Origin of the sequence: Antiquaquibacter oligotrophicus (assembly GCF_020535405.1) — a bacterium.
Lineage (GTDB): Bacteria > Actinomycetota > Actinomycetes > Actinomycetales > Microbacteriaceae > Rhodoglobus > Rhodoglobus oligotrophicus.
This window is the reverse complement of record NZ_CP085036.1, coordinates 2,345,609-2,358,060: the sequence shown is the minus strand read 5'-3', so window position 1 is coordinate 2,358,060 and position 12,452 is coordinate 2,345,609. Positions and strand designations below refer to the sequence as shown.

The 12,452-nt window shown below is 65.3% G+C and carries 12 protein-coding genes; 6 read left to right on the top strand and 6 right to left on the bottom strand.

What is annotated here, in order from left to right; translation table 11 throughout:
• Nucleotides 1-8 precede the first annotated feature (8 nt).
• The 5 genes from LH407_RS11390 to LH407_RS11370 all read left to right on the top strand — a co-directional run bounded on the left by LH407_RS11390 (nt 9) and on the right by LH407_RS11370 (nt 5,688).
• The gene (locus tag LH407_RS11390) at nt 9-1,319 is read left to right on the top strand and encodes an FAD-binding oxidoreductase (protein ID WP_322133869.1); all 1,311 of its coding nucleotides are present in this window, start codon (nt 9-11) and stop codon (nt 1,317-1,319) included.
• Complete coding sequence (locus LH407_RS11385) at nt 1,316-2,077, top strand: creatininase family protein (protein ID WP_322133870.1); 762 nt, start codon at nt 1,316-1,318, stop codon at nt 2,075-2,077. The genes LH407_RS11390 and LH407_RS11385 overlap by 4 nt, the downstream gene beginning before the upstream one ends.
• Nucleotides 2,074-2,622 carry a pyridoxamine 5'-phosphate oxidase family protein gene (locus LH407_RS11380; protein WP_322133871.1) on the top strand — a complete coding sequence of 183 codons (549 nt, stop codon included), beginning with the start codon at nt 2,074-2,076 and terminating at the stop codon, nt 2,620-2,622. Before LH407_RS11385 ends, LH407_RS11380 begins: the two co-directional genes overlap by 4 nt.
• 213 nt (nt 2,623-2,835) lie before the next feature.
• Nucleotides 2,836-4,428, top strand: coding sequence for an ABC-F family ATP-binding cassette domain-containing protein (locus LH407_RS11375; protein WP_322133872.1), 1,593 nt, complete (start codon nt 2,836-2,838; stop codon nt 4,426-4,428).
• 84 nt (nt 4,429-4,512) lie between these two features.
• On the top strand, nt 4,513-5,688 hold the full coding sequence (locus LH407_RS11370; RefSeq protein WP_322133873.1) for a substrate-binding domain-containing protein: 1,176 nt from the start codon (nt 4,513-4,515) through the stop codon (nt 5,686-5,688).
• A gap of 1 nt (nt 5,689) precedes the next feature.
• Here LH407_RS11370 and LH407_RS11365 read toward each other — a convergent pair whose 3' ends face one another.
• Nucleotides 5,690-6,760: a methylenetetrahydrofolate reductase C-terminal domain-containing protein gene (locus LH407_RS11365; protein WP_322133874.1), complete on the bottom strand. Its 1,071-nt coding sequence runs from the start codon at nt 6,758-6,760 to the stop codon at nt 5,690-5,692.
• 71 nt (nt 6,761-6,831) lie between these two features.
• On the opposite strand from LH407_RS11365, the gene allB reads away from it, so the two are divergent.
• Nucleotides 6,832-8,154: an allantoinase AllB gene (gene allB / locus LH407_RS11360; protein ID WP_322133875.1), complete on the top strand. Its 1,323-nt coding sequence runs from the start codon at nt 6,832-6,834 to the stop codon at nt 8,152-8,154.
• Between the two features lie 81 nt (nt 8,155-8,235).
• Here the strand turns inward: allB and LH407_RS11355 are convergent, their stop codons facing one another.
• The 5 genes from LH407_RS11355 to LH407_RS11335 form a co-directional block, all read right to left on the bottom strand.
• On the bottom strand, nt 8,236-8,967 hold the full coding sequence (locus tag LH407_RS11355) for a hypothetical protein (protein ID WP_322133876.1): 732 nt from the start codon (nt 8,965-8,967) through the stop codon (nt 8,236-8,238).
• A gap of 72 nt (nt 8,968-9,039) precedes the next feature.
• Complete coding sequence (locus LH407_RS11350) at nt 9,040-10,077, bottom strand: isopenicillin N synthase family dioxygenase (protein ID WP_322133877.1); 1,038 nt, start codon at nt 10,075-10,077, stop codon at nt 9,040-9,042.
• Between the two features lie 432 nt (nt 10,078-10,509).
• Nucleotides 10,510-11,049 (bottom strand): hypothetical protein, encoded by a 540-nt coding sequence (locus LH407_RS11345; RefSeq protein WP_322133878.1) that lies wholly within the window; start codon nt 11,047-11,049, stop codon nt 10,510-10,512.
• 307 nt (nt 11,050-11,356) lie between these two features.
• Nucleotides 11,357-11,518 carry a hypothetical protein gene (locus tag LH407_RS11340; protein WP_322133879.1) on the bottom strand — a complete coding sequence of 54 codons (162 nt, stop codon included), beginning with the start codon at nt 11,516-11,518 and terminating at the stop codon, nt 11,357-11,359.
• A gap of 97 nt (nt 11,519-11,615) precedes the next feature.
• A complete protein-coding gene (locus tag LH407_RS11335) occupies nt 11,616-12,134 on the bottom strand; it encodes a hypothetical protein (protein ID WP_322133880.1) in 519 nt (172 codons plus the stop codon).
• Nucleotides 12,135-12,452: the final 318 nt, after the last annotated feature.

The window sequence follows — 12,452 nt, the reverse complement described above, 5'->3', positions numbered from 1 at the left end:
GGAACCACATGAACGTCGAAGCACTCGCCGAAGAACTACGCGCATTGCTCGGGGAGGCTGCGGTGAGCACCGACCTCGCGGCCCGGGAGCGGGCATCCATCGACGGGGCGCGACTGTCCCCCGTCATCAGCGAGCAGCTTCCGCTCGGCCTTGCCGACATCGTCGCCTACCCCCCGTCGTCCGAGCTCATCGCGGCAACCGTCGCGGCGGCGGTGCGCCACGGTGTACCGATCACGCCGCGAGGCAAGGGCACGGGCAACTACGGACAGGCGATCCCCTTCGAAGGGGGTCTCGTGCTCGACACGTCGCGCGCACGCAAGATCCTCGAGGTCGGCGACGGGTACCTCGTGGCCGAGGCCGGTGCGACCCTCGTGTCGATCGAGCTCGCGGCCGGCAAGGCGAACCAGCAGGTTCTGATGTATCCGTCGACGGCGAACTCGACCATCGGGGGCTTCGTCTCGGGAGGTTCGGGGGGAACGGGCTCGATCAAGCACGGCATGCTGCACGAGGACTTCGTGCTCGCCCTCGACGTGGTCCACGCGGTTCCGGATGCCACGCTCCTCCACCTCGAGGGCAAGGACACCGAGCCCTACATCCACAACTACGGCACCGCCGGCATCATCGCGACGGTGACGGTCGCCCTCGAGCCGCTGCAGGACTGGCGGGCCTTCTACGCGAGCTTCGACACCTTCGAGCAAGCGCTGTCGGTCATCCGCCCCTTCGCCGACCTCGAGCCCACACCGCGACTGGTCTCCGCCGACCTCCCGACACTCGCGGAGGCGCTTCCCGCCAACCCCGCAATCCCGGCGGGGCGCGCATCCCTGCGGGCGATCCTGGATGCCGAATCCCTCGAGGCCGCGACGGCTCTCGTCGAGGGTGCCGGTGGCCGCGTCGAGGACGTCCGCGAGGGCGCCCAGGAATCCATGAAACTCTCGATGATGAGCTACAACCACCCCATCGAATGGCTCCAGAAGGCCTACCCCAACACTTACTTCCACGTGGAGGTCGCCGGCGACGCGCTCGTCGATCGCATCGACGAGGTGCACGCGGTCTACCCTGGCGGCATGCTCCACATCGAAGCGCAGAAAGGCCGCCCGATCGGCATGCTCGCTGGCACGTATACGACGGCGGATGACGTGTGGGCGGGCTTCGAGAAGCTCGCCGCCCTCGGCGTCGGCTTCCACAACCCGCACCAGTGGTTCGTCGACTACGAGCCCGAGCGCACAGCGGAGCTCGCAAAAACGACCGACCCCGAGAACCTGCTCAACCCCGGCAAGCTGCAGGCCAAACCCGCGGTCGCCACGGGGAGCCAGGTGTGATTCGTCTTCTCACCGATCTACCGGGCCCCGCGGTCGCCACGACACTCACCCCGGAGTCGATCGTCATGCTTCCGGTCGGCTCGATCGAACATCACGGCCCGCACCTGCCACTGTCGACGGACCTCATCATGGCCGACGAGTTCTCGAGGCGCATCGCCGACGCCAGTGACCAGGATGTCTGGCTCCTCCCCCCGCTCGCCTTCACCAAGTCCGACGAGCACGACTGGGCCGTCGGCACGGTCTGGATCGGGTGGGAAACCCTCATGCGCACGGTCATCGAGATCGGTGAGTCGGTTGCGAAAACCCCCGCGCGCACCCTTGTGTTCTTCAACGGGCACGGCGGCAACATCGCGCTCATCCAGGTAGCGCTACGTGAGATCCGTCGCCGCACGGGCCTGCGCACATTCCTCATGAACGCCTCGGTGCCCGCGGGTGACACCGAGGCGGGGTTCGGCATCCACGGCGGACACGGCGAAACGTCGATCATCATGGCTCTGCGCCCGGAACTCGTCTCCCTCGACGACGCCGAGCGGTGGGTGCCAGACCATCTCGCCGAGTTCGATCAGGTGAAGTTCAACGGCGGGTCCGTCTCGTTCGGGTGGGTGTCGAACGACTTCGGTGCCTCTGGAGTGGTGGGCGACCCCACCACGGCGAACGCCGCAGAGGGCGCGGCGTTGGTCGCAGCATCCGTCGCCAAAGGAGTGGCGGCGCTCGAGGAGATCGCGCGATTCCGCCACGCGCCCGGAGGCGAACTGTGAGCGAGCACTGGTCGAAGCTCGTTGAGTGGTTGCCCGCCAACGACGACCCGAACCGGCCACGAATGACACTCTCAACGGCCGAACCGGATGCCCGCACCCTGCTGCTCAGCGAGTTCGACGAGCACGGCTTCTACTTCCACACCGACTCGCGCTCGCGCAAGGTCGAGCAACTCGCGGAGGACCCGCGGGTGGCCCTCACGCTCCTGTGGCCCGACTTCACGCGCCAGCTCGTTGTGCTCGGGGTAGCCGAACTCGCGCCCTTCGACGAGCAGGCTCGCGCCTACCGCGCACGCTCGCCGTACCTCAAGCAGCTCGCGTGGCTCAACGACGCCGAGAACGCGCAACTTCCCGCCGAGGAGCGGCGTGCGCGGTGGGCATCCTTCACGGATGACCCGGAGTCTCTCCAGCCGCCCGAGACCTGGGTTGGCTTCCTCGTGCGCCCGCATCGGCTCACGTTCTGGGAGGGCGATCCGAACGCCGCATCCCGTCGCACCGAGTTCACGCTCATCGACGGCGACTGGCACAAGGGCTACCTCCCCGGGTAGCTCAGGTCCCACATCCGACTTGCGCGGTACTTTGCGCAACGTGCGGCGCTACGGATCGGCCGCGACATGCGCAAACTACCGCGGTTGGCCGCCGCCTTGACACGTGCGAGGAAGGCACCTAGCCTCGACTCCGTGATTTCTTAGGTCCTCACCCACCCCGCGTCCGCGGCCCAGCCCGGCGGGATCGTTCGATCACGAATAGGACCTCACCCTTTGCCAGCGCAATCACTCTTGCGCGCCGACGGCGTCTCGCACGCCTATGGCGCCCACACCGTCATCACCGACCTCTCCCTCACCGCCTCCGCCGGTCAGCGCCTCGGCCTGCTCGGCGAGAACGGCGCGGGCAAATCGACGCTGTTGCGGCTCCTCGCGGGTGTCGAGGTAGCGGATTCCGGTGTCATCCATCGCCCGTCACGCACGGGCTACCTCCCCCAGGAGGTGCGGTTCGATGTGTCGGCACCGCTCAGCGCGATCATCGAGGAGGCCGTCGCCGAGACGCGCGCCATCGAGCTCGAGCTGACGGATGCCGCGGCATCCCTAACCACGGATCCCGACGCGGAGGCGCGCTACGCCGCCGCCCTCGAAGCCGCGGAGGCGGCGGACATCTGGAGCCTCGACGCTCGCCGCGATACCGTGCTCGCGGGTCTCGGGGTTGCGGGCATCCCGCTCGATCGCTCGATCGGCGACGTGTCGGGCGGTCAGCGCAGCAGGGTCGCCCTCGCGGCTCTGCTCCTCGGTCAGCCCGACGCGCTCATCCTCGACGAGCCGACGAACCACCTCGACGACGATGCCGTCGAGTTTCTCGTCTCGCGCCTGCGCGACTGGCGGGGCGCGATCGTGTTCGCGAGCCACGATCGCGCGTTCCTCGACGAGGTGGCTTCGGACCTTCTCGACATCGACCCTTCGCGATTGGGCGCCACTCGGTTCGGCGGCACCTACACCGAGTACCTGCAGGCGAAGGCCGAAGAACGCGCCCGATGGGAGGCGACCTTCGTCGCAGAGGAGCGCGAGCTCGCACACCTCACCGAGACCGCGGCCGTCACGGCCCGCACGGTCGCGCACGGGCGCGGACCCCGTGACAACGACAAGTTCATCACCAAGTTCAAGGGCGCGAATGTGCAACGCGCGGTGTCCCGTCGTGTGAAGGATGCCGAGGGGCGCATCACCGACCTGCTGGAGCGTCGTGCGGAGGAACCCCCGCCAGTACTCGCGTTTGCGGGCATCCCGCGCGGGAGTCAGCCCCTCGAGGGTGAACTCGCGAACCTCCGGAATGTTTCGGTGCACGGCAGACTCGACCTCCCGGCCCTCACCATTGACGCCCTCGACCGTCTGCTCGTGACGGGTCAGAACGGCGCGGGCAAGTCGACCCTTCTCGGGGTTCTCGCGGGACACATCGCACCGGATGCCGGCACCGTGACGCGGCGACGTGGACTCCGGGTCGCGCTGCTGCAACAGGACGTGCAGTGGCAGGACGGCTCGCGCACCCCGCGTGACCTCTACGATCGTGCGCTCGGTGCCCACCGCGCCGGGACCGTGCCGCTCGACGGTCTCGGACTGCTCCGCACCAGTGACCTCGACCGGCCCGTTGGTGCGCTCTCCATCGGCCAACAGCGGCGAGTCGCCCTCGCGCTCATCATCGCGCGGCCACCGCATCTCTTCCTCCTCGATGAGCCGACCAACCACCTGTCTTTGACACTCGCGACAGAGCTCGAGGACGCCCTCGGCACATATCCGGGCGCCGTGGTGATCGCGAGCCACGACCGGTGGCTGCGACGGCGTTGGAGCGGACGTGAGCTGCGACTCTAGGCACAATCGACGCTGCGGGCTGGTCTACGGTTGGCAGTGGTAAGACTGAGTTCGCCACCGAGCTCCATTCCCGAAGGACCACCGATGCGATCACTGCCGAGTCGCTCCCTCGCCATGGCCGCCCTCGTCACCGTCACGGTGACGTTGGGCGCCTGCACGGGGCCGTCAACCGGCTCCTCCGATCCTGGCAACCTCACGATCGGCGCTGTCGATCTAGCCGCCGCCGGATGCCCGGCCGACATCCGCATCGCAACCAACTGGTTCCCCGGGGCTGAGCAGGGCCACCTCTTCCAACTCGTGGGGCCCGGATACCGCGTCGAAACCGAAAGCGAGTACTCGATCTCGGGCCCGCTGATGGCGAGCGGCGAGTACACGGGCGTGGACGTCACCATCATCGCCGGCGGTGCAGCCACCTTCGAGGCGACACCACCCGACCGGATGATGTACGACGATCCGTCGATCCTTCTCGGGTTCGTGGGGTCGGATGAGGCGGTCATTCACTCCGGCGACCAGCCCACCATCGGCATCTTCGCGCCGCTGGAGAAAGACCCGCGCATGATCATGTGGGATCCGGAGACGCTCAGCGACGTGACATCCATCGCCGACCTCGGCCGCGACGGAACCACCATCAAGATCTCCCCCGGCGAGACCTTCGCCATTGACTACCTGCTGGATGAGGGCATCCTCACCGACAGTCAACTCGACCGCACCCTCAACAGTTCTTTCACGCCATTCGTGCAAGCCGGAGGGTCGATCGCGCAAGAGGGCGCTGCAACCGTCGACCCCTACGTGTACGAACATGAGATCGGCGACTGGTTGAAACCCCTCACCTACGAGTTGCTCTACGACGCCGGCTACCCGAACTACGCTTCGGTCGTCTCGACGACTCCCGAGAATCTCGAAAGCTACGAGGAGTGCTTCACCGCCCTCGTGCCGGTTCTCCAGCAGGCCGAGCTCGACTATTTCGCCGACCCCGGAGCAGCAAACTCCCTCATCCTCGAGGTCGTCGATACGTACGACACCTACTGGGTGTACACACCCGGTCTTGCCCAGTACGCGGTCACCACCCAACTCGAGACCGGCATCGTGGGTAACGGTCATGACGCGACCGTGGGCAACGTCGACACCGAACGACTGCAGGGCATCGTCGACATCGCCTACGACCTTTACGAGGATGACGACGACTTCGACCTCCTCCCCGGACTCACCGCGGAGGACATCTTCACGGACCGATTCATCGATCCGTCGCTCGGGTTCTGATCTAGCCGGCGGTGATCTCTCGGCCGATGCGCGCCAGCGCTTCGGCGAACCACGCTTCGCGGCCGGGCCCCGTACCGCCGGACAGGTTGACCCCCGCGACACCCTCGATCGCCAGGAATCCCTGCGCGAGCTCGACGGCGGCGGCAATGCCCTCCTCGAAAGGGTCGCGCGCGTCAAGGATGCGGTCGAGGTAGCCGGGCGGCAACACGAGCGTCGTGAAAGTACGCAGGAGCCCCGCGCTCTCGCGATCGACAACGATGGGGATGCACGGGATGTATTTGAGGTCGGCCCCGAGATCCTGCGCCCTCGCGATGAACTCCGCGACGGGCCGCACGCCACCCGCGTGGTTGACGAAACACACCTCGGCACCCGCGCGCATCTTCTCGAGCAGGCGATCCGGCCTGCGGTCGACGGGCGGGGTGGCCGGGGCCTCCGCGACCGAAACGAGATGGCCGTTGGCCCTCGCGAGGGATGCCGCCTCCGTCGAGTCGAGGTCGAACACGGGTTTCGCATCGGGACGCTGACCCGTGAACGTGTGATCGCCCGTCACGCAGTGAACACCCGCGACCCCGACGTGGGCGAGGGCGGCGAGCTCCCCCTCCATGGCGACACGGTTGCGGTCGCGGCAGTTGAACCCCGTCCATACTTCTAGCCCTGCCGCACGAATCAGTGAAGCCCGGTATGCGGGCGGAAACTGAACACGCGCAGCTCCGGCGTCACCCGCGAGGACGGCATCCACGCTGCCCCTGAGCAGTCCAGCGCACTCGGCGATGGATGCCGCGTCGAGGGCCCGCGCGGGAAAGTCCGCCACGACCACGGGCCCCGTCGCCATGAGTTCCCGCATCGCGGTCGCGCCTGCGGACACGGGGGTCGGCGGCACCGGATCGGAGTGCCCGGGCCGTTCATCGGCCTCCACCCCGTGCCACGCGACCGTCGGCTCATCGAGGAACACACACCGGTGCGGCGCGACCTCACACGTGCCGTCGAATTCGACACCACCGCACGGGCCGTAGACCATGTCTTTGGGGCAACGGAAGGCCGGTTCGTTCACGATGAGGAGCTCGGTCGGCACGGGGTAACTCCTCTGAAATGTTGGTCTGTTTCAATGGTAGCCACTACGGCACCACGGGATCGGACGGCACGATGACAGAGCATTTCGAGCTGGTCGTGCGCGCGCCATCCGTGCTCGTCGACGGGGTGTTCGTGCCTCGCGAGATCGGCATTCGGGGCGGCGTCATCGCCTCAGTCTCGGAGCTACGGCTGACAGGCAACGAGGTCGTCACGCTTGCACCGGACGAGGTGCTCATCCCGGGTGTCGTCGACACGCACGTCCACGTGAACGAGCCTGGCCGCACCGAGTGGGAGGGTTTCGCGACCGCCACCCGCGCCGCCGCTGCCGGGGGTGTGACAACGATCATCGACATGCCGCTCAACAGCATCCCCGCGACGACCACCGTCGAGGCGCTGGATCTGAAACGCGCCGTCGCGGCGGAGAAGGCCGTGATCGATGTCGGCTTCTGGGGCGGGGCGGTACCCGAGAATCTCGGAACGCTGCGCGAGCTGCACGAGGCTGGTGTCTACGGGTTCAAGGCCTTCCTCGCGCCGTCGGGCGTGGACGAGTTCGGGCACCTCGACACCCCGCAGCTCTTTTCCGCCCTCGAGGAGATCGCCTCCTTCGGTGGCCTCCTCATCGTCCACGCCGAGGACCCGGCCGTGCTCGACGCCCACGCCAACCACGGCGGACGCGACTACCACCGGTTCGTCGAGTCTCGCCCCGACGAGGCGGAGATCACCGCCATCGGCAACGTGATCGAGGGCGTGCGGCGCACGGGTGCTCGCGCCCACATCCTGCATCTCTCGTCTGCCGCAGCCCTGCCGGAACTGCGGGCCGCGCGCGCCGAGGGCCTGCCCATCACCGTCGAGACGTGCCCGCACTATCTCACGCTCTCGGAGGAGCAGATCGCCGACGGCGCGACCCAGTTCAAGTGCTGCCCTCCGATTCGGGATGACGCGAACCGCGACCTCCTCTGGCAGGCGCTGCTCGAGGGCGACATCGACATCGTTGTGAGCGACCACTCCCCCGCGACCGTAGACCTCAAGACCCGGGGAGGCGGCGACTTCCAGGAGGCCTGGGGCGGCATCGCGGGCCTCCAGCTCGAACTGCCCGCGGTGTGGACGGAGGCCGCCCGACGCGGCATCGGCCTTGAGCGAGTGTTGCAGTGGATGTCGCGGGGCCCGGCCGACTTCGTGGGGCTTCCAGCCAAGGGCCGCATCGCCGTCGGAGCCGACGCCGACCTCGTCGCCTTCGCCCCGGATGCCACGTGGACCGTGCACAAGGAGCAGCTCCTGCACCGCAACCCCGTCTCCGCCTACGACGGGCGCGAGCTGCGGGGCGCGGTGCGTCGCACGTGGGTGAGTGGCGCTCCCCCCACCGCCGGAGCCCTCCTCTCCCGACCTTCCCTCTGAGGTAAGCCGTTCCGCCCCTTTCACCCCCACCAGAAGGGCCGATCGGCTTACCTCAGGCATGTCCGACGGTCGGAGGTAACTTCAGACTGCGAGAACTCCGCCCATCCGCTCGATGAGCTCCTGAGTCCTGAACTTCTTCGCGCCGCCATCGTTCCAGTGCTTCACGTCGAACGGCAGCAGCACCTGGCCGTCCTCCGTACACACCACAACCACGAGCACGTCACGATCTCCGATCGTCGAGATGCTGTCGCCGTCCCAGAGACCGCATATCTGCGTCGTCGGAACAGTGAAGAGGATCGCTGGCCGCCACCATCCGCCTAGGACGGTGATGCCTGAAGGCTCGACCAGCAGGGTGATGGACATCCCCTTGTTGGGTCTTGCCGCAAGAAGCCCAGCCGCCAACGCTCCGTTGAGCAGCCACGTGTCGAAGCTCGAATATACCCGCAAAGTGGGATGCGGACCTGGATCCTCGGCGCCGAGTAGGGGCAGGTCCGACATGTCGGAGGGCAATCGGGCAACGGCAGACTCGTACTTGTGGTTGGTGTTTCGAGACACCTGGGCCAACATCTGGTCACTGAGTCGAACTCGCGGCCCCGGCAACTCGTAGTACTCGGAGAAGTACACCCACAACAGATGCAGAACCGCCGGAGTGCCCAGGAGCAATACGAGCTTCACAGCAATAATCGGCGGATACAGGTAATCCAAGGAAAAGATGAGCGCAGGCACGCCATAGAGGATCCAGATCACCGCAATGACGCGCCGCAGAAAGCGTCGCCGTTCCGTCCAGGTCCACGGCTCAGGGTCTGAACTCACGGTAATGCGTGCGGCGGGCGACCGAGTGATGACGCGGTTCGGTTAGGAACCTCCGCCGTCGCAAGCGAGCCGCTACCCCGCGGATGCCCGGACCCGCGCCGCCTCACGCTCGGCCTTCGTGTTCAGCCGCCCACCGCGGGAGCCCGCCAGCTTCGCCTTGCGGTGCTCCGCGACCGTGATCGGCTCGTAGTGCAGCTCCTCGCCGGGGGCCAGCAGCTCCGGGATCGGTGCGATCACGGCATCCGGGCGACCGCCATGGAAGTACGCAACACTGCGCCGCCGCTCGATGCGCCCGTCGATCACCGGCGGCTTCACTCGGTGGAGGGTCGACATCCACTGGTCGTTGGTCCAGCCGGCCATGTTGTCGGCGAGGTTCACGAGCAGCGCGCCGTCGGCGGGGTTGACGTCGTTCCAGCTGCCGTCGGTGCCGAGAACCTGCAACCCCTTCACCTGGTCGGCCCAGAGCACGGTCACGATGTCGTAGTCGGTGTGCTCCCCCATGCCGCGGAGCTCCCCATCGAGGTCGACGGTGCCCGGCGGCAGCGCGTAGTTGTTGATGCGCATCGTCGCGGTGTTGTGGGTCGTGGCGTCCGCAAAGAAGTCCGCGGGGAGTTCGAGCGCGTCGGGGAAGATCGTGACGAGCGTCTCCGCCACCCGCCGCGCCTCGGCGAAGTACGCCATCACCCGATCCCGGAACAGCGGAACATCCGGCCAGACGTTCTCCTGGTACTCGCTCTCCGGCAGGTCGACGCCCGGGTAGTCGGCGCGCGTGAGCCCCACGTTGAACGCCTCGAAGAAGTCGTTCATGAGGGATGCATTGACCACACCGAGCGACAGACTGAGGCTCTCCGACTTCGGCGGCGAGTAGCCGCGGTTGACGCCGCGCGGGGTGCGCATGAGCATCTTCGTGTCCATGTTCTGGGCGAAGAAGTCGTCGATCGCCTGCTTGAGCCCGTCGATGGTCTCGTCGGGCACTCCGTGTCCGATCACCTGCACAAACCCGACCGTGCGGCACGCGTCATCCCACGCTCTGGCGACCGCCGCCTTCTCCTCGGGCGAGCCGCCCTTCACGTACGGCGTGATGTCGACGGTGGGCACTTCGAAGGCCATGTCGGCTCCCTTCGGCAACGGATGCCGCGACCCTACGCCCCTCGTGTGACCGGGGTGTAACGCGGCCGATTCGGCACTCCACTCTGGCTACAGATCGGGCAGAACAAATCCATATCCGCGCCGCAGGGGCTCGAGAAAATAATCACAGGCGTCTTCCTCGCGAGCGAAAACTCGCTCCAAAACACCGTTCCCGCGCTCCGAGTAGTACACGTACCAGAGATTCGATCGCGAATAATCGAGCACCATGGCCTCTGAGGGGTTTCCACCTTCTAGGGAGTAGAAGTCCTCTGGGACCCCCTTCTGCTGAAGGTAGGAGGCGAGGTCAGATCTGTTCAACTCAGAATCTCGCTTGGTAAGCGTGAGCTCGAATCAGCGTCAGACCGGCCCATCACTGCTCGTCCTCAGCGACCACAGCGAGGACAGCACGGGTGCTCACCACGGATTGCCGCTCTCAAGCCACTGCTCAAGGCGCTCAATGTCGATATCCGACGGCAGCCGAACGGACTTGAATGATTTACCTTCTCCCGACTCGATGTGCGTTGAGGGCACGTCTTCCGACGCGGTTTCGAAGAGTCGTCGAGCATCTCCATCCGGCTCGCCAGCACGGGCGCATCCCTCAGCTACAGCGGACCGGTAATCCAGCCCCGCGAGCGCGCTCGCGCGTCGCAGCAGCGCCGCTACGACAGCACAATCGCGAGTATCCAGGGGGCTGCGCAACACCAACGCCATTGCGAACACCGCACTGACAAGAATCTCACGCGAGCGATTGCGAACGACCTCACTAGCCGCAACCTCGATCCAGCCCAACAGGGCCCAACCCTGGCCCTTACTGAGGGTGTTGGGACTGACGACGGCCGATCTCCATGCCTGATAATCGCCGGAGAGGGACTGCTCGATACGAGCAAACCACACCGTCAAATCGAATCCGTCTTCGAGGGGAGCATTGTCCAGAAGGCCGAGAACGCTAATCAATTCGGCACCATGTAATCACCGACGCGACGATACCCCGCTTCTCCGAGCATCTCTAACTCCCGTGCATACACCGTTGGTTCTCCAACAAAACGACCTTGAGTCTGAACCAGTGTCTGCCGATCAGGGCTGGACAACCCAAGTTCTGCCGCGACGCGAGATCTGGTAGCTCTCATATTGAGTTGAGCTGTCGAGAATCACCATACGCAAATCTGGCTCGAATGCTATGAGCAGATCGGACTTCATACGAGATCACTGATTTGCCGAGGAGCCCAAGCAACGCAGGGACTGCACCGAGCAGGTCTTCATGTCAAGATTCCTTGCCGGGCATCCCGATCTCTATAGATTCCTCAACAGTGACGAGCGCGTCTGAATCAAAGGCGAGGACTAGTTCGTTCTGGCCCACTCGGAGCTGGATGAAGACGGATGCTGGCAGGAAGCTGAGGTCAGCGTGTTTATCGAGGCCATACATAACTACTCCTTTGGCAGCGGTTGCGCTCGAGACGCGCTGACCCAGGCGCTCACTTTCGCCACTGAAACAACGTTCCTCCCAAAACTCTCGCGTGGTCCTAACTCCATTTCCCCAGCGAAGTGAAGGTAACCGGATTGATGGCGTAGTCCCAGGACTGCTGGAGCGTCGACAGGTATGCCTCGTCCATCTCGCTATAGTCCGGATAGGCATCCGGATGTCCAGGCTTCGATACCTGGCCCGTAACGAGAACGACACCCTCGCACTCAAACGAGACAGACTCGCCTCGCGCTAGGTCGAAAGTCGCGATGATCCCGTCGCCGACCGCGAGGGAGTGCTTTCCGATCGCCCGGAAACTTGGAGTAACAAATCGACCCTCCGTGCGGTACGAAAACTGCGACACTCGTCGGCAAACGAGAAGTGCAAAGTCGCCGATGCTGAGGTTATCGTCACCCAGCCTGAGGATCGACGCTACGCTACCTCGCCATGGTTGCCATCTAACGTCGAACGGTTCGGCATAGTCCAAGATGCCGCCCTTAAGATCAACGGTAGGAAACGCTTCCGATGCGAGCTTGTTCAGGGCAACCGGCTCAATCAGTTGCTCAACTGTGGTCGTCATTTTCGTGTCCTCTAGTCGTTTGGGCCAAACTCAATGTGCCAGTACGGATCGGACTTCTTCATAGTCTGTCCTGTCACCGGATTGACTACTTGAGGGTTCGTCGGGTTGGAGTTCTGGTACATCACGTAGCCGTTTTGCTTCGAATCCGTGGGGTCCATGACTCGAACGGATCCCACACGTGGGGATAGCCCATGACTTATCGCTGGTCGGCCGCGCCATACCGGATGCCCAGTCGCACACTCTAATCGACACGGGAGGTCATGCTCAGTCCACAAAACCAACACATTGGAGCCGTCCCTCCGAGATGTCTGCCGATCA

What these genes read in the sequence shown, in the direction of transcription:
- LH407_RS11390 (WP_322133869.1), top strand. Translation starts at nt 9, where the DNA reads ATGAACGTCGAAGCACTCGCCGAAGAACTACGCGCATTGCTCGGGGAG.
- allB (WP_322133875.1), top strand. Translation starts at nt 6,832, where the DNA reads ATGACAGAGCATTTCGAGCTGGTCGTGCGCGCGCCATCCGTGCTCGTC.
- LH407_RS11340 (WP_322133879.1), bottom strand. Translation starts at nt 11,518, where the DNA reads ATGTATGGCCTCGATAAACACGCTGACCTCAGCTTCCTGCCAGCATCC.
- LH407_RS11370 (WP_322133873.1), top strand. Translation starts at nt 4,513, where the DNA reads ATGCGATCACTGCCGAGTCGCTCCCTCGCCATGGCCGCCCTCGTCACC.
- LH407_RS11350 (WP_322133877.1), bottom strand. Translation starts at nt 10,077, where the DNA reads ATGGCCTTCGAAGTGCCCACCGTCGACATCACGCCGTACGTGAAGGGC.
- LH407_RS11335 (WP_322133880.1), bottom strand. Translation starts at nt 12,134, where the DNA reads ATGACGACCACAGTTGAGCAACTGATTGAGCCGGTTGCCCTGAACAAG.